Annotated in this window: 19 protein-coding genes; 12 read left to right on the top strand and 7 right to left on the bottom strand. The window is 72.2% G+C overall.

Annotated features, from left to right (window positions below; genetic code table 11):
- Positions 1-61: 61 nt before the first annotated feature.
- Both CHR28_RS19980 and mca read right to left on the bottom strand, forming a co-directional pair.
- On the bottom strand, positions 62-355 hold the full coding sequence (locus CHR28_RS19980; RefSeq protein WP_094055017.1) for a hypothetical protein: 294 nt from the start codon (positions 353-355) through the stop codon (positions 62-64).
- A complete protein-coding gene (mca, locus tag CHR28_RS19975) occupies positions 348-1208 on the bottom strand; it encodes a mycothiol conjugate amidase Mca (RefSeq protein WP_179272501.1) in 861 nt (286 codons plus the stop codon). Before mca ends, CHR28_RS19980 begins: the two co-directional genes overlap by 8 nt.
- Before the next feature lie 168 nt (positions 1209-1376).
- Between mca and CHR28_RS19970 the strand changes: the two genes are divergently transcribed.
- Positions 1377-1775, top strand: coding sequence for a DUF4307 domain-containing protein (locus CHR28_RS19970; RefSeq protein WP_094055015.1), 399 nt, complete (start codon positions 1377-1379; stop codon positions 1773-1775).
- A gap of 178 nt (positions 1776-1953) precedes the next feature.
- Positions 1954-2451 carry a transcription elongation factor GreA gene (greA, locus tag CHR28_RS19965; RefSeq protein WP_094055014.1) on the top strand — a complete coding sequence of 166 codons (498 nt, stop codon included), beginning with the start codon at positions 1954-1956 and terminating at the stop codon, positions 2449-2451.
- A gap of 124 nt (positions 2452-2575) precedes the next feature.
- Here greA and CHR28_RS19960 read toward each other — a convergent pair whose 3' ends face one another.
- The 3 genes from CHR28_RS19960 to ilvA all read right to left on the bottom strand — a co-directional run bounded on the left by CHR28_RS19960 (position 2576) and on the right by ilvA (position 5747).
- Positions 2576-3376, bottom strand: coding sequence for an ABC transporter permease (locus CHR28_RS19960; RefSeq protein WP_094055013.1), 801 nt, complete (start codon positions 3374-3376; stop codon positions 2576-2578).
- Positions 3373-4350: an ATP-binding cassette domain-containing protein gene (locus tag CHR28_RS19955; RefSeq protein ID WP_094055012.1), complete on the bottom strand. Its 978-nt coding sequence runs from the start codon at positions 4348-4350 to the stop codon at positions 3373-3375. Before CHR28_RS19955 ends, CHR28_RS19960 begins: the two co-directional genes overlap by 4 nt.
- Positions 4351-4517: 167 nt before the next feature.
- A complete protein-coding gene (gene ilvA / locus CHR28_RS19950) occupies positions 4518-5747 on the bottom strand; it encodes a threonine ammonia-lyase (protein ID WP_094055011.1) in 1230 nt (409 codons plus the stop codon).
- A gap of 163 nt (positions 5748-5910) precedes the next feature.
- Between ilvA and CHR28_RS19945 the strand changes: the two genes are divergently transcribed.
- From CHR28_RS19945 to CHR28_RS19935, 3 genes are all read left to right on the top strand, one after another.
- A complete protein-coding gene (locus tag CHR28_RS19945; RefSeq protein ID WP_094055010.1) occupies positions 5911-6417 on the top strand; it encodes a MarR family winged helix-turn-helix transcriptional regulator in 507 nt (168 codons plus the stop codon).
- Positions 6418-6758: 341 nt separating this feature from the next.
- Positions 6759-7262: a sigma factor-like helix-turn-helix DNA-binding protein gene (locus CHR28_RS19940; RefSeq protein WP_094055009.1), complete on the top strand. Its 504-nt coding sequence runs from the start codon at positions 6759-6761 to the stop codon at positions 7260-7262.
- An 82-nt stretch (positions 7263-7344) separates the two neighbouring features.
- Positions 7345-7593 carry a hypothetical protein gene (locus tag CHR28_RS19935; protein ID WP_094055108.1) on the top strand — a complete coding sequence of 83 codons (249 nt, stop codon included), beginning with the start codon at positions 7345-7347 and terminating at the stop codon, positions 7591-7593.
- Between the two features lie 16 nt (positions 7594-7609).
- On the opposite strand, the gene CHR28_RS19930 is transcribed toward CHR28_RS19935, so the two are convergent.
- Positions 7610-8764, bottom strand: a complete 1155-nt coding sequence (locus tag CHR28_RS19930; RefSeq protein ID WP_094055008.1) for a cystathionine gamma-synthase — start codon at positions 8762-8764, stop codon at positions 7610-7612.
- A 162-nt stretch (positions 8765-8926) separates the two neighbouring features.
- Here CHR28_RS19930 and CHR28_RS19925 point away from each other — a divergent pair, with 162 nt between their 5' ends.
- From CHR28_RS19925 to CHR28_RS19895, 7 genes are all read left to right on the top strand, one after another.
- A complete protein-coding gene (locus CHR28_RS19925) occupies positions 8927-10045 on the top strand; it encodes a hypothetical protein (RefSeq protein ID WP_094055007.1) in 1119 nt (372 codons plus the stop codon).
- Positions 10046-10250: 205 nt separating this feature from the next.
- Complete coding sequence (gene msrA / locus CHR28_RS19920; RefSeq protein ID WP_094055006.1) at positions 10251-10919, top strand: peptide-methionine (S)-S-oxide reductase MsrA; 669 nt, start codon at positions 10251-10253, stop codon at positions 10917-10919.
- Entirely contained in the window at positions 10912-11250 is a 339-nt protein-coding gene (locus CHR28_RS19915; RefSeq protein WP_094055005.1) for a hypothetical protein, read from the top strand. The genes msrA and CHR28_RS19915 overlap by 8 nt, the downstream gene beginning before the upstream one ends.
- 52 nt (positions 11251-11302) lie before the next feature.
- Positions 11303-12418 (top strand): AI-2E family transporter, encoded by a 1116-nt coding sequence (locus CHR28_RS19910; RefSeq protein WP_094055004.1) that lies wholly within the window; start codon positions 11303-11305, stop codon positions 12416-12418.
- 66 nt (positions 12419-12484) lie between these two features.
- Entirely contained in the window at positions 12485-13675 is a 1191-nt protein-coding gene (locus CHR28_RS19905) for an MFS transporter (protein WP_094055003.1), read from the top strand.
- 113 nt (positions 13676-13788) lie between these two features.
- Positions 13789-14493, top strand: a complete 705-nt coding sequence (locus CHR28_RS19900) for a DUF4389 domain-containing protein (RefSeq protein WP_094055002.1) — start codon at positions 13789-13791, stop codon at positions 14491-14493.
- Positions 14494-14571: 78 nt separating this feature from the next.
- Positions 14572-15504, top strand: a complete 933-nt coding sequence (locus CHR28_RS19895) for a DUF5829 family protein (protein WP_094055001.1) — start codon at positions 14572-14574, stop codon at positions 15502-15504.
- Positions 15505-15513: 9 nt separating this feature from the next.
- Here the strand turns inward: CHR28_RS19895 and CHR28_RS19890 are convergent, their stop codons facing one another.
- Positions 15514-15900, bottom strand: a complete 387-nt coding sequence (locus CHR28_RS19890; protein WP_094055000.1) for a VOC family protein — start codon at positions 15898-15900, stop codon at positions 15514-15516.
- Positions 15901-15906 lie beyond the last annotated feature (6 nt).

The raw sequence follows: 15906 nt of genomic DNA, 5'->3' as shown, positions 1-15906 counted from the left end.
GGACACCCGCCGGCGGTGTGACCTCGCCGACGGGTGTGTGCCGCCCCTCGGGGCGGGGACGTCAGTCCTGCTTCTTCGCCTGGCCGGATGGGGCGGAGGAGGCCTCGGCGTCCGCGGGGGCCGCGTCCGTGCCGGTCTGCTCGCCGTCCTCGGCCCTCGGGTCCGGGACCTGTGTGAAGTCGACCCTGCTCATGTGCCGGTTCATCGACTTCATCAGGGCCCACACCGCCGCCGCCATCACCGCGAAGACGATGAAGCCGAGGACGCCGGGGGTGACCTTGTCCTCGTCGATCTCCTTGGCGAAGGAGACGAGGTGCGTCATTGCCAGGCTTGCGCTTGCGCTCATGTCAGGCATTGTCGCGGATGCCCGCAAAGAGGTCGTCCTCGGGGAGGGAGGTATCGACGAGGGACTTCGCCAGCTCGTACTCCTCCGTCGGCCAGACCTCCTTCTGGATCTCCATCGGGACCTTGAACCAGCCGCCGTCGGGGTCGATCTGGGTGGCGTGCGCGATCAGCGCCTTGTCGCGGATCTCGAAGAACTCGGCGCACGGGATGTGCGTGGTCAGCGTGCGCTGCTTCATCCCGGACTCCTCCCAGCGCTTGAGCCATTCCCCGTAGGGGGACTCCAGGCCGCGGTCGAGCATCGCCTGGTGCAGGGCCTCGGTGCGCGGGCGGTTGAAGCCCTGGTTGTAGTAGAGCTTCTGCGGCTGGTAGGCGGGGCCGTACTCGGCCTCCGGGTACTTCTCGGTGTCCGCCGCGCCCTCGAACGCCACCATCGAGATCTTGTGGGTCATGATGTGGTCGGGGTGCGGGTAGCCGCCGTTCTCGTCGTAGGTGGTGATCACCTGCGGGCGGAAGGAGCGGATCTTGCGGACCAGCTCACCGGCCGCGTGGTCGACGTCCTCCAGGGCGAAGCAGCCCTCCGGCAGCGGCGGCAGCGGGTCGCCCTCGGGCAGGCCCGAGTCGACGAAGCCGAGCCACTCCTGCTTGATGCCGAGGATCTCCCGGGCCTCGTCCATCTCCTTCTTGCGCACCTCGTGGATGTGCTCCTCGATGTACGCGTCGCCCTGCAGCTTGGGGTTGAGGATGGAGCCGCGCTCCCCGCCCGTGCAGGTCACGACCAGCACGTCCACCCCCTCGGACACGTACTTCGCCATGGTCGCCGCGCCCTTGCTCGACTCGTCGTCGGGGTGTGCGTGAACGGCCATCAGTCGCAACTGGTCAGTCAAGACTCAATCCTCAGTAAGTCGGCGCCCTGTGTGCGTCGGCGCAATCAGCGGCTTCTATAGTGACCGAATCGGGGGGCGAATAATTCCGGGACCGGGTCCCGGGGCCCCTTTCGGGACGTTCGTCCCGGCCCTGTCTGGAGGACGATCATGACCACGGCGAGCACGCGACCGCCCGAGGGCCGCTACGGCCGCTCCTCGGACGAGCGCGCCGACCGCAAGCTCAAGGTCGTCGGTGCTTTCCTCGCGGTGGCGCTGCTGGGGCTCGTCGGCTGGTTCGGCTACCACTACGTCGCGCAGAACGAGATCAGTGCCGAGGTGATCAGCTTCGAGCCGGGCAAGGAGTCCGTGCGGGTGCATCTGGAGGTCCGCAAGGACGCCGGCACCGAGGGCTACTGCACCGTGCGCTCGCAGGCCGAGGACGGGGCCGAGGTGGGCCGGGCCGACTTCCGCTTCGACGGGGACGACACCCGCATCGACCAGGTCGTCACGCTCCGTACGACCGCCCCGGGGACGACCGCCGAGCTGCTGGGCTGCCACGCCGCCTGAGACGGCCGCGCGTCACCCGCAATACGTAGCCTCTGAGCTGCGTTGACGTGAATCTGGTGGCTTATGTCCTCCCCCTGCGGCCCCTGAATTGTTAGGCTCGTGGTTTCGCCCATCCGTGAAGGAACATTCTTCTGGGTAGGGCGATGCTTTGTATTCCCAGTACCTACGAGGAGCACCTGTGACCCAGACCAGCGAGAACGTCACCTGGCTGACCCAGGAGGCGTACAACAAGCTCAAGGCTGAGCTTGAGTACCTTACTGGTCCCGCGCGGGCGGAGATCTCCGCGAAGATCGCCGCCGCGCGCGAGGAGGGCGACCTGCGGGAGAACGGCGGGTACCACGCGGCCAAGGAGGAGCAGGGCAAGCAGGAACTGCGCGTGCGCCAGCTCACCCAGCTCCTCGAAAGCGCCAAGGTCGGAGAGGCGCCCGCGGCGGACGGCGCCGTGGCGCCCGGCATGGTCGTCACGATCGCGTTCGACGGCGACGAGGACGACACGCTGACGTTCCTGCTCGCCTCGCGCGAGTACGCGAGCTCCGACATCGAGACGTACTCGCCGCAGTCCCCGCTGGGCAGCGGCGTGATCGGCCACAAGGTCGGCGAGGACGCGCAGTACGAGCTGCCGAACGGCAAGAAGGCCTCGGTGAAGATCCTGAAGGCCGAGCCGTACGAGGGCTGAGCCGCCACCGTCCGGACCCGGACCCGCCCCCGGCAGCCCTCGGGCACCGGGGGCATCGACTTGCCGCCGCCGGTCACACCGGCTCCCGCCGACCGAGCCGGAGACCCGGCCGGATCCGGAGCCGTCAGCCGGTGGCCCGGCGGTACTTGCGGACCGCCAGCGTCCGGAAGACCGCGATGATCACGACCGACCAGATCAGCGAGGCCCACACGGGGTGCTGCATGGGCCAGGCGTCGGGCGTCTTGAAGCCCGGCGGGAGGTTGCCGAACAGCTCCCGGCAGGCCTGCACCACCGCGCTGAACGGGTTCCACTCCGCGATGTGCCGCAGGAACGAGGGCATCAGGTTCGCGTCCACGAACGCGTTCGAGATGAAGGTCAGCGGGAAGAGCCAGATCAGACCGCCCGAGGTCGCCGCTTCGGGGGTGCGCACGGACAGGCCGATGAGCGCGCCGATCCACGAGAACGCGTAGCCGAAGAGCAGCAGCAGACCGAAGCCGGCGAGCACCTTGCCGAAGTTCTCGTGCGTACGCCAGCCGACGATCACCGCCACGATGGCCAGGACCACGAGGGTGAGCGCCGTCTGCACCAGGTCGGCGATGGTCCGGCCGGTCAGCACCGCGCCACGCGCCATCGGCAGCGAGCGGAACCGGTCGATGAGGCCCTTGTGCATGTCGTCGGCGATGCCCGCACCCGCGCCCGCGGTGGCGAACGTGACGGTCTGGGCGAAGATGCCGGCCATCAGGAACTCGCGATAGGCCTGCGTCGAGTTGGACGAGCCGACCTGGATCGAGCCGCCGAACACGTAGGTGAACAGCACCACGAACATGATCGGCTGGAACAGCCCGAAGATGATCATCTCGGGGATCCGGCCCATGCGGATCAGGTTCCTGCGGGCGATGACCGCGGAATCGCTGAGGGCGCTCACCGGTCGGCCTCCTTGTCGCTCTCGTCGTCCTTGGCCTCGGCGACGTGTCCCGTCAGGGAGAGGAAGACGTCGTCGAGGGTCGGCCGGCGCAGGCCGATGTCGTCGATCTCGATGCCGCGTGTGTCCAGCTCGCGGATGACCTCGGCCAGGAGCTTGGCGCCGCCGGTCACCGGGGCCGTGAGCTTGCGCATGTGGTCCTCGACCGTGACCTCGCCCTTGGCGAAGCCGGTGAGGACCTCGGCGGCGGTGGGGATGTGCTCGCGCTCGTGGACGACGACCTCGACGCGCTCGCCGCCGGTGCGGGCCTTGAGCTGGTCGGAGGTGCCCTGGGCGATGACCTTGCCCTGGTCGACCACCGCGATGTCGTGCGCCAGGTGGTCGGCCTCCTCCAGGTACTGCGTGGTCAGCAGCAGTGTCGTGCCCCCGGAGACGAGCTGCTTGATGACCTCCCACAGCTGCTGGCGGTTGCGCGGGTCGAGGCCGGTGGTCGGCTCGTCCATGAACATCACGGGCGGCGAGACGACGAGGGCCGCGGCGAGGTCGAGGCGGCGGCGCATGCCGCCCGAGTAGGTCTTGGCGGGGCGGTCGGCGGCGTCCGTGAGGTGGAACTGCTCCAGCAGCTCGGCCGCGCGCTCCTTCGCCGCCTTGGACTTCATCTGGTAGAGCTGCCCGACCATCTGCAGGTTCTCCCGGCCGGTCAGGTATTCGTCGACCGCCGCGAACTGGCCGGACAGGCCGATGGACCGGCGGACCGCCTCGGGTTGCTTCAGCACGTCCATGCCCGCGACGACGGCCCGACCGCTGTCGGGCCGCAGCAGGGTGGTCAGGCAGCGGACGGTGGTCGTCTTGCCCGCGCCGTTCGGCCCGAGCAGGCCGAGGACCGTGCCCTCGGGCACGTCGAGGTCGACGCCGTCCAAGGCCCTGACGTCACCGAAGGTCTTGACCAGACCCTCGGCGTAAATGGCGCCTGGCATACAAATCTCCACGTCTTCGGGGATGGCCGGACAGATGCCCGGTGAGGCTTCTCACGGACACACCATAACGCGATGTATCGCGTCTCTCAATGACTTTCTCCGCATGCGGTACGGGGGACGAGGGCGATCTTGAACCGGGCCGCCGGGGAGCCGGCCGGGACGCGCGGTCAGTCGATGACCGTGTAGCCCGCCTCGCGCAGCGCCTGGCCCAGCTCGGCGCAGTGCGCCGGGCCCTTCGTCTCCAGGTGGAGCTCGACCTCCGCCTCCGTGAGCCCGAGCCGCGGGTCGGTTCGCACATGACTCACGTCGAGGACGTTAGCGTCGACCACTGACAACACGCCCAGAAGTGTGGCGAGAGCACCGGGCCGGTCCGTCAGCCGCAGCCGGACGGCCAGGTAGCGGCCCTGCGCGGCCATGCCGTGCCGCAGCACGCGCTCCATCAGCACCGGGTCGACGTTGCCGCCGGAGAGCACCGCGACGACCGGGCCCTCGAAGGCGCCCGGCTCGCTCAGCAGCGCGGCGACGGGGCTCGCCCCGGCCGGCTCCACGACCAGCTTGGCCCGCTCCAGGCACAGCAGCAGCGCGGCGGACAGCTCGTCCTCGCTGACCGTGCGCACCTCGTCGACCAGCTCGCCGATGATGTCGAACGGCACGTCCCCCGGGCGCCCGACCTTGATGCCGTCGGCCATGGTCGCCGGGTTGTCGACCGTGACCGGCCGTCCCGCCGCGAGCGAGGGCGGATAGGCGGCGGCGCCGGCCGCCTGGACGCCGACGATCCGGACGTCGGGCCGCAGGGCCTTCACCGCCACCGCGATCCCGGCGGCGAGACCGCCGCCGCCGATGCCGACCACGATCGTGCGCGCCTCGGGGCACTGCTCCAGGATCTCCAGGCCCACCGTGCCCTGGCCCGCGATGATGTCCGGGTGGTCGAAGGGGTGGATGAACACCGCGCCCGTCCCGGCCGCGTACTCCTGCGCCGCGGCCAGCGTCTCGTCGACGACCTGGCCGTGCAGCCGCACCTCGGCCCCGTACTCGCGGGTGGCGCTGACCTTGGGCAGCGGGGCGCCCTTGGGCATGAACACCGTGGAGCGCACGCCGAGCAGGGAGGAGGCGAGGGCGACGCCCTGGGCGTGGTTGCCGGCGCTCGCGGCGACGACACCGGCGGCGCGCTCCTCGGGCAGCAGACCGGCGATCCGCACGTACGCGCCGCGCAGCTTGAACGAGCCCGTGCGCTGGAGGTTCTCGCACTTGAGGTGGACGGGCGAGCCCACCGTGCGGGACAGGTGCCTGCTGGTCTCCATCGCGGTCACCCGCGCCACACCCGACAGCATCTTCCGGGCGCCGCGAACGTCGTCGAGGGTGACGGTCCGAAAGGAGTCACCGGTGCTGTAGCTCATGACTCCAGCATCGCAGTTCACGGGCGGGAACGGCCGTTGTGACCAACCTCCGAGACCCGCTTTGCGCAGCGCCGGTACGACCCACCTTCCGGCCGCGTACCCTGTCCCCCAATCTGCCAGCCCTCCACGAAGTGAGCCCCCGGCCATGCCCACAACACCTGAAATGTCGATGGACATGACGACCGTCGGTGACACCGGTCTCCTCGACACGCTGCAGCACGAGGTGGCGTTGTTCGCCCGTCGTGCGGAACAGACCCGGCTCGGCGGGGTGGGGCAGGTGCGCAACTCGATGGACCGCGCCGCGTACCTGCTGCTCAACCGGCTCGACAAGGAAGGGCCGATGGGCGTCAAGGCGCTCGCGGCGAGCATGGGGATCGACTCGTCGACGGTCACCCGGCAGGTGGCCCCGCTCGTCGACACCGGCCTGGTCAAGCGCACCTCCCACCCCGAGGACGGACGGGCGGTGGTGCTCCAGCTGTCCCCGCGCGGGCAGTCCCGGCTGGAGGAAGTGCGCTCGTCCCGGCGGCAGTTGATGGCCGAGCTCACCCAGGACTGGAAGCCGGAGGAGCGCGAGGCGTTCTGCTCCCTCCTGACGCGCTTCAACACCGCGCTGTCGTCCCGCATGTCGGCCCAGGGGGTACCCGGACCGGAGGCCCAGCCCGACTCCTGACCACACCCCCGGCCCGGCCGAGGGGACGGCGGGCACGCCCGCACAGGCCGCACGGAGGCGGACGCCGACACCGCCGCCCGACAGGCACCTCCCCTCCCCCTCCCCGGACCGCGCCCCCGCACGGCCCCCGCTGCCCTGCGGCGCGCAGCCACGGCCCCGCGCCCGGAGTCACTTCCCTGCGGCCCGGGGTCGCGGCGCCGGGGCCCGCTGTGCCGTGGGCGTGTGTGGTGGGTCGTGCGCGGCTCTTGACCGGTGGGGGGCCTCTGGCCTGATATGAGAGCGGGCCCCGCCGTGTGCGGCCGGGGTCCGGTCCTCAGGGGCGCCGTGGGGCGGGAGGCGAGGTGCGGGAGCGGCATGCGTACCGGGCAGCCCGTCGCGCCCGGGAGTTCGAGGCGTTCGTCGCGGGCGCGGCCGGGCGGCTGCTGCACGCCGCCACCCTGCTCACCGCCGAGGACCCGGACGACAACCCGCGGGCGCGACGCCTGCTGACGCTGTCACTGGCCCACACGTACGCGCGCTGGGACGGGCTGCGCGGCGAGGACCCCTACGACCGCACCCGCCAGGAACTCGCCACCCGCTTCGCGCGCGGCGCCTGGCACCAGCACGGCGGACTCGTCCGCTCCCGCCCGCACCCCGCGAGCCCCCTGGCCGCGCTCACCCCGCAGGAGCGGCTGATCGTCGTGCTCAGGCTGTACGAGGGGGTCGCCGAGGAGCAGGCCGCTGCCCTGCTCGGCCTGTCCCCCGAACGGGTGAGGGCCATCTGTCACCGGGCGACGACCACGCTGCTGCGCCGCCCGCGGGGCCCGGCCCCGGCCGTCCGGACCGCGAAGGCGGTGCCGTCATGAGGCGACCTGCCGGACGAGCGGCCGGACGGCCACCCGGACGAAGCGCCCGGGGCGGCGGCCCGCACGGTGAGTGGAGGCGGACGTGAGGGGGAGCGATCGCGAGGCGACCGTGCGGCGGCTCCTGGAGCAGGCGCAGCGGCCCCTGCCGCCCGAGATCCACCCGGAGGCGGTGCGCCGGGGCACCCGCATGCTGCGGCGCCGGGCGCTCGCCCGCCGCGCGCTGTGGCTGCTGCTGTGCGCGGCGGCCGTGGCGTTCACGGTGTGGGCGCTGACGGCCCGCCCGTGGGTGGAGCCGCCGTCGCACACGACCCCACCCCTGACCGGCTGGTGATCCGGCCGGCGTCCGGCTAGCCGAGCGCCTGCTGCAGGTCCTCCAGCAGGTCGTCGGCGTTCTCGATGCCGACGGACAGCCGCACCAGGTCGCCGGGGACCTCCAGGAGCGAGCCGGCCACGGACGCGTGGGTCATCCGCCCCGGGTGCTCGATCAGCGACTCGACACCGCCCAGGGACTCGCCCAGCGTGAAGACCTTGGCCCGGTTGCAGACCTCGACGGCCGCCTCCTCCCCGCCCTCGACGCGGAAGGAGATCATGCCGCCGAAGGACTTCATCTGCTTGGCGGCGACCTCGTGGCCGGGGTGCTCCGGCAGGCCCGGGTAGAGCACGCTCGTCACGCGCGCGTGGCGGGTGAGCATGTCGGCGACCTTGGCGGCGTTCTCGCTGTGCCGGTCCATCCGTACCGCGAGCGTCTTGGTGCCGCGCAGCACCAGCCAGGAGTCGAAGGGACCGGCGACGGCGCCCATCGCGTTCTGGTGGAAGGCCAGTTCCTCGCCGAGCCCGGGGTCGCTGACGATCAGGGCGCCGCCGACGACGTCCGAGTGGCCGCCCATGTACTTGGTCAGGGAGTGCACCACGACGTCCGCGCCGAGGGACAGCGGCTGCTGCAGGTACGGCGTGGCGAAGGTGTTGTCGACGACGAGCTTCGCACCCGCGTCCCGGGCGACCTGGGCGACGGCGGCGATGTCGGTGATGCCGAGGAGCGGGTTGGAGGGGGTCTCCACCCACACGACCTTGGTCTTCGGGGTGAGGGCGGCGCGCACGGCGGCCGGGTCGCTCGTGTCGGCCACCGACCACTCCACGCCCCAGCGGGCGACGACCTTGGCGAACAGGCGGAACGTGCCGCCGTAGGCGTCGTTGGGGATGACCACGTGGTCGCCGGGGGCGAGCAGCGTGCGCAGCAGGCAGTCCTCGGCCGCCAGCCCGGACGCGAACGCGAGACCGCGGCGGCCGCCCTCCAGGGCGGCGAGGTTCTCCTCCAGCGCGGTCCTGGTGGGATTGGCGCTGCGGCTGTACTCGTAGCCGCCGCGCAGGCCGCCGACGCCGTCCTGCTTGTAGGTGGACACCTGGTAGATCGGCGGGACGACCGCGCCCGTCAGGGGGTCGGCGGTGTTGCCCGCGTGGATCGCGAGCGTCTCGAAGTGCTGACTGATGTGCCTGTCGCTCATGGGCACCGAGGGTAGTGCGCCGAAGCCAGACGTGCCGGAGCAGGAGGCGGGCCGCGCCCGGGCCGGGGTTCTCCCCAGGGCGCGGGAGCCGCCGGGCCGGGTTTTCCACAGGTTCGCGGACCAGGTTGGCCAATTGTCGGCGCGGTCTGGTTCGCTTGTTGCATGGAGATTCTCTGGGTCCTGATCGCAGCGGTCATGCTGGGCTTCGTGCTGCTTCCCTTCCTGCGGCGCGGGCGCGGTGCGGTCGGGCTGGTCTCGCCGGACCACCCGGACGCCGCGGACCCGGCGAACTACGGCTTCGTCCGCGAGGAGGAGCTCGACATCCGCATGCCCGGCCCCGACCAGGACCTGCTGGACGTCCTGGACGTGGTGCAGCGCACGCAGGACTACCGCGCGGCCCAGCAGCTCCTCGCGGGTACGGAGACGGAGGGCGAGCGCCGCTGGCAGCGCGTGCAGGCCTTCGCGGGCGCGGCCTCGCTGGAGCTCGCGCAGCGGCCCGGCGGGGTGGGCGAGTCGCCGGGCGGGCAGTGGCTGCGGGTGTGGCGGGCGGAGGCGCCGAAGGACGCGGGCGGCGCGGCGGTGCACGCCGAGTTCCTGGTGCAGCAGGCGTGGCGGACGGCGTCGCCCGGCACGGACGAGTTCCGGATCATCATGGAGGAGGCCAAGGCGGCGTGCGGTGACGCGGCGCTGCTGGCCCCCGGGGACCCGATCCCGTACATCGTGGAGCTGTCGGTGGCCCGCGGCCTCGGCTACTCGCAGAAGGACTTCGAGCAGCTCTGGCTGAAGATCCTGGACCGCGCGCCGAACCACATGGGAGCGCACCTGGCCGCGCTGCACTACTGGTGCGAGAAGTGGCACGGCTCGCGTGATCTCGCGTACTCGTTCGCGGAGGCGGCGGCGGCCCGGGCCCCGCAGGGCTCCCTGCTGGCGGCGATGCCCCTGTTCGCGGTGTTCGAGCACCTCCCCGAGGTGACGCTGGTCAGCGGCTTCTGGCAGACCGAGGTGGTCACGAAGGCGGTGCACGGCGCGCTGCACGCGGTGCACTCGGCCCGCCCGGACGACCCGATGCTCGCGCACGTGCGGCACCTGCTGGTGTTCTTCCTGGTCCGCGGCGAGCGCTGGTCGGAGGCGATGAGCCAGCTGGTCCACATCGACGGACACGTGGGCGCCCTGCCCTGGACTCTGTCCGCCGACCCGGCCGCGGAGTTCGCGGTGTACCGGGCGCTGGCGGTGGCCGGCTACGAGGCGAACGGCGGCAGCCCGGCGAGCCTGCCGCACTGAGCCCGGCCCGGGCGGACCCGAGCCCGCCGCACCGAGCCCAGCCCTGGGCGGGCCGAAGCCCCGCTCCCGACCGAACCCCGCTCCGGCCCGATCCGCGCCGGAATTCCGGGAGGTCGGGGCGGGTTGAAGGCGACGTCGCCCACGCGCGGGCGGCGCGCCTCCCGCCGGAGTGGGCCGGGGGCGACCGGAGACCGCTGGAGACCGCATGTTCCTGTACAGCCGCACGCCCCAGCTGCCGACCCGCGAGCAGGCCCTGACCGGCCGCCCCGAGCCGGTCTTCACGGTCCCCGACCGCCACACCGTCCTCGGCAACCCGCTGCTCGGCCCCTACCCCGACGGCCTGGAGACCGCCGACTTCGGCATGGGCTGCTTCTGGGGCGCCGAGCGCGTGTTCTGGCAGCTCCCGGCCGGTGTCTGGACGACCCTGGTCGGCTACCAGGGCGGTCACACCGAGCACCCCACGTACGAGGAGGTCTGCTCGGGCCTGACCGGCCACACGGAGGTCGTGCGGGTGGTGTACGACCCGGCTGTGATCTCGTACGAGCGCCTGCTGAAGACGTTCTGGGAGTCCCACGACCCCACGCAGGGCTTCCGCCAGGGCAACGACGTGGGCACGCAGTACCGCTCGGCGGTCTACACGCACGGCCCCGGGCAGGAGGCCACCGCCAAGGCCTCCCGCGCCGCCTACCAGCGGGTCCTGACGTCCTCCGGCCACGGAACGGTCACCACGGAGATCGTCCCGGCCGAGGGCCGCCCCTTCTACCCGGCCGAGGCGTACCACCAGCAGTACCTCGACAAGAACCCGGCCGGTTACTGCGGCATCGGCGGCACCGGTGTCTCCTGCCCGATCGGCGTGGCCCCGGCCGATGGGTGAGCCGGCGGTGGCCGTGGAGAGCTTCGGCGGAGGCTGGATCTACGAGGAGAGCCTGCGGCCGTTCTGCGAGTCCGTCGCGGAGATCTGCGGCTACGACTTCGACGACTTGGACTGGCAGGCCGTCGGCAACGCCCTGCCCGGCACGGACGTGGAGGAGCCCGGCGGCTGGTACGACTACCCGCTGGCGGGCCGCGTACCGCTGACCCTGTTCGTGGCGGACGACCCCGACTCGTACGTCGTCTTCGTCCGCCTCACCGGGGCCCCGGACGACCTCACGCGGGCGCGGATCGAGACGGCGCTGCACATCTTCGGCTCCTACAGGGTCGTGTGACGCGGCGGACCGGTGTGTCCCCAGGGGCGCGCGCACCCCATAGGGTGCCCTCGTGACTGCGCCCCTGAGTTCCCCCCGATCCCGTGCCGCGCTGCGGATATCCGCGCGGGTGTCCGCCGAGTTGCTGCTGGTGCTGGCCGGACTGGCCGTGGCTCTGTGGCTGCTGGGCCGGATGTGGTCCGTGGTGTGGCCGCTGGTGTGCGGGCTGCTGATGACCACGCTGACCTGGCCCGTCGCACGGGTCCTGCGACGGCGCGGCTGGCCGCCCGCGCTCGCCGCCTCGGTGGTGACCGTGCTGTTCCTGCTGCTCCTGGCGGGTGTGGTGGCGCTGATCGCGGTGCCGGTGGCGTCCCAGTCCGGGGAGCTGTCCGACGGCGTCGTCGAGGGCATCCAGCGGCTGCGCGAGTGGGCCGCCGGGCCGCCGCTGAACATCGGGGACGCCCAGATCGACAAGGCCTTCGACTCCGCGGTCGCCCGTGCCCAGGAGGGCCTCGGCAGCATGGTCGGCGCCGTGGTCACCGGGGTGAGCACCGTGGTCAACGGTGTCGTCACGGCCGTGCTCGCGCTGTTCCTGATGTTCTTCTTCCTCAAGGACGGCCCGCGGTTCCTGCCCTGGCTCGCCCGTCAGCTGCCCGGCCGCCTCGCCACCGACGTCCCGGTCGTCTTCGCGCGCGGCTGGGACACGCTGGGCTCCTTCGTGCGGTCCCAGGCGGCCGTCGGCCTGCTCGACGCGGTGCTGATCGGCCTGGGCCTGTGGATCCTGGGCGTGCCGCTGGTGCTTCCGCTGGCGGTGCTGACCTTCGTCTCCGCGTTCGTGCCGATCATCGGCGCCCTGTTCGCCGGGTTCGTCGCGGTCCTCATCGCCCTGGTGTCCAACGGCCTGATGGACGCGCTGATCGTGCTGGCCATCATCGTCGTGGTGCAGCAACTGGAGGGCAACGTCTTCCAGCCCATCATCCAGAGCCGGGGCCTCGGTCTGCACGCGGCGGTCGTGCTGCTGGCGGTGACGCTGGGCGGCAGTCTCGCCGGCATCGTGGGCAGCCTGCTCGCCGTGCCCATCGCCGCGCTGATCGCGGTGGTGTGGAACTACGTCCGCGAGCAGCTCACCGACCCGGCACCGGGAGCGGGCGAGGACGATCCGGACCTCGCGGGGCCCCTCCCGTCGTAGCGGCGTGCCCGGGCGGCCGGGCACGCCGCGCCGGGCGGAGGCGGCCCCCGGGTTACGGTCGGCTCCATGAACGGTGATCGCCCCGGGTGGCACCGGTGCCTGCTGGGCGGCGCGCTGTTCGCCGTGGCCATGGCCGGCACCACGCTGCCCACCCCGCTCTATCCCCTCTACCAGGAGAAACTCGGCTTCTCCGAACTCACCGTCACCGTCGTCTACGCCGTCTACGCCTTCGGTGTGATCGGCGTGCTGCTGCTGGCGGGCAACGCCTCGGACGCCGTGGGCCGCAGGCCGGTGCTGCTGTGGGGCCTGGGGTTCGCGGCGGCGAGCGCCGTCTGCTTCCTGTGTGCGACGGGCCTGGGCTGGCTCTTCGCGGGGCGGCTGCTGTCGGGCCTGTCCGCCGGCCTGTTCACGGGGGCCGCGACGGCGTACGTGATGGAGCTGGCGCCCGAGGGCGGCGCCGCCCGGGCCACCTTCGTGGCGACGGCCGCCAACATGGGCGGTCTGGGCTGCGGTCCGCTGCTCGCCGGGCTGCTCGCGCAGTACGCCCCCTGGCCGCTGTACCTGCCGTTCGCCGTCCATCTCGTCCTGGTGGCCGCCGCGGCCCTCGTCCTGCTGCGGCTTCCGGAGACCGTACGGGAGCTGCGGCCGCTGCACACGGTACGGCCGCAGCGCCCCGCCCTGCCCCCGCCGGTCCGCCCGGTGTTCGGCCCGGCGGCGGCCGCGTCCTTCGTGGGGTTCGCGCTGTTCGGGGTGTTCACTGCCGTCAGTCCCGCGTTCCTCGCCGAGTCGCTGGATCTGCGCGACCACGCCGTGAGCGGGCTGGTCGTCGCGCTGGCCTTCTTCTCCTCGACCGCCGGGCAGCTCGCGGCCGGCCGGGTGGGGGTGGCGCGGTCGCTGCCGCTGGGCTGTGCCGGGCTGCTCGCCGGACTGCTGCTGCTGGCCGGGGCCCTGTACGCGGACCTGCTCGTCCTGGTGGTGCTGAGCGCGCTCGTCGGCGGGACCGGGCAGGGGCTGGCGTTCCGCGGGGCGCTGTCGGCGGTGGCCGGGGCGTCGCCCGGGGACCGGCGCGCGGCGGTGATCTCGACGCTGTTCGTGGTGGCGTACGCGGGGATCTCGGTGCCGGTGATCGGGGTGGGCCTGCTGACGGGGCCGCTGGGCCTGGAGGGCGCCGGGCTGGTCTTCATCGCGTGCATGGGCGCCCTGGTCTCGGCCGCCGCCGGCTATCTGCTCCGGTGGCCGGTGCGGGTGAAGGCCTGAGCGGACGGGGCTCCTGCCCCGCGAACGGCCGAACCGGGCTCGCGGGGCACCTCCCGGCGGTGTGAGCCTGGAGGAGCCGTGGGGGTGAGGGGGTCGCGAGAGGAGTTCCGCGGATGCACCCTGTCACCGCGTCGCCGGTGCGCCTGGAGGCGTATGTCGATCCCCGGTTGTCCCGATGGATGTGGCTGGTGAAGTGGCTGCTCGCCATCCCGCACTACATCGTGCTGTTCTTCCTCTTCATCGCGTTCGGCGTCGTGACCGTGATCGCCTTCTTCGCCATCCTGTTCACCGCCCGGTACCCCCGGTCGCTGTTCGACTTCAACGTCGGCGTGCTGCGGTGGAACTGGCGCGTCGGCTACTACGCCCACACCGCGCTCGGCACCGACCGCTACCCTCCCTTCACCCTCGCCGACGTGCCGGACTATCCGGCGCGGCTCGACATCGCCTACCCCGCGAGGCTGTCGCGCGGTCTGGTCCTGGTGAAGTGGTGGCTGCTGGTGATCCCGCAGTACATCGTCGTCGGGATCCTCGTCGGGAGCTGGGGCTGGGGCGGCGAGGAGAACGACAGCTGGCGCGGGGGCGGGCTGCTGCCCTTCCTGTCGCTCGTCGCGGTGGTCGTCCTGCTGTTCACCGGCCGCTACCCCCGGCACCTCTTCGACTTCCTGATCGGTCTCGCCCGCTGGGTCGCACGGGTCACCGCCTACGCCGCGCTCATGACCGACCAGTACCCGCCGTTCCGGCTGGACCAGGGCGGCCGGGAGACACAGGGCACCCCGCCGCCCCCTCCCGGCCGGAGCCCGTCGCTGTCCAAGGAGTGACCCGGGCTCCGTCATCCACAGCGGAAGCCTTCCCTCCGCGCCTACGCTCCCCGCATGGTTCTCAGACGAGCGTTACAGGTGATCATGGTCATGACCCTGGCCCTCGCGGGGGCGGTCCAGGGCGCCGCACACGCCGGGGACGGCGGCGGGGGCGGAGGGCAGTCGCTCTACTACAACCACGCCTACGGCGTGCTCGACCGGGAGACCGCCGACGCGATCGAGCACTCGGCGTATCTCCGCAACTTCGCGAACTTCCAGGTCCGCACCACCACCGGCGCCGGCGGACAGACCTGGACCGGCCGGTACCTCATGGGCCGTGAGACCTACCTCGAACTGTTCGGCGTCGGCGACCTGCCCGGCAAGGACGGCACCCTCGGTGCCGGCGGCTTGGGCGTCTCGACGGAGCGGGCGGGCGACCTCGCGGCGGTCACCGCCCGGCTGCGTGAGCAGGGGGACGGCGAACCGGTGGAGTTCCTGCAGACGCGCGACTTCGGCGACGGCGTCCCCGTGCCGTGGTTCGACGCGGTCTTCACCACCGACCGGTACGACCTGTTCGGGGCGTGGGGGATGGAGTACCGGCCGGAGTACTTCGCCGACCCGCGCAGCAACACCGAGCCGGCCGCGTACCCCGGTGACGTCGGCCGGGAGCGCTACCTGTCCGACGGCTACCGCGACCACCTGATGCGGGACGTGACCGCCGTGCGGATCGCGGTGACCGCCGGGGACCTCGCGAACACGGTGCCGCTGCTGCGGGCCGGCGGCTTCGCCGTGCGGTCCGTGCCGGGCGGGGGCGTCGTCGCGAAAGGCGGCGGCACCACCCTCCGCTTCGACGCCGTGCCGCTGGACCGGGTGGGTCTGCGGCAGGTGGAGATGTCGCTGAACAGGCCGGTCGCCGGCCGGCACGTGGAGCGGCTCGGCCGGTCGGACCTGGTCGTCGGCCCCGGACCCCGCGCCGTGTGGACCTTCGGCGGCACCACGGGCGACCAGGCACCTCGGGCGACCAGGGACTGACGACAGGCCCTAGGACCCGCCGCTGCCGTACGGCCTCGTGATGATCTCCAGGCGGTGGCCGTCGGGGTCGTCGAAGTACGCCCCGCGGCCGCCGTCGTTGTGGTTGATCTCGCCGGGACGGCTGTGGAACGGGTCCGCCCAGTAGGTCAGGCCGGCCCGCTGGATCCGGGCGAAGATCTCGTCGAACTCCTCCTCCGAGACCAGGAAGGCGTAGTGCTGCGGGGTGATGGCGCCGGGGCTGTCCATGTAGTCGAGCGTGACACCGTTGGAGATCTCGACCGGGAGGAACGGGCCGTAGGGCGCGCTCACCTCCAGCCCCAGGATGTCGGCGAGGAACCGGGCCGAGGCGCGCTTGTCGTGCGCGGCGACGATGGTGTGGTTCAGCTGCACGGTCATGGCGGG

Source organism: Streptomyces sp. XY006 (genome assembly GCF_002237655.1).
GTDB lineage: Bacteria > Actinomycetota > Actinomycetes > Streptomycetales > Streptomycetaceae > Streptomyces > Streptomyces levis.
Note: the sequence above shows the minus strand (reverse complement) of the source record. Positions and strands in the feature narration are given on the sequence as shown.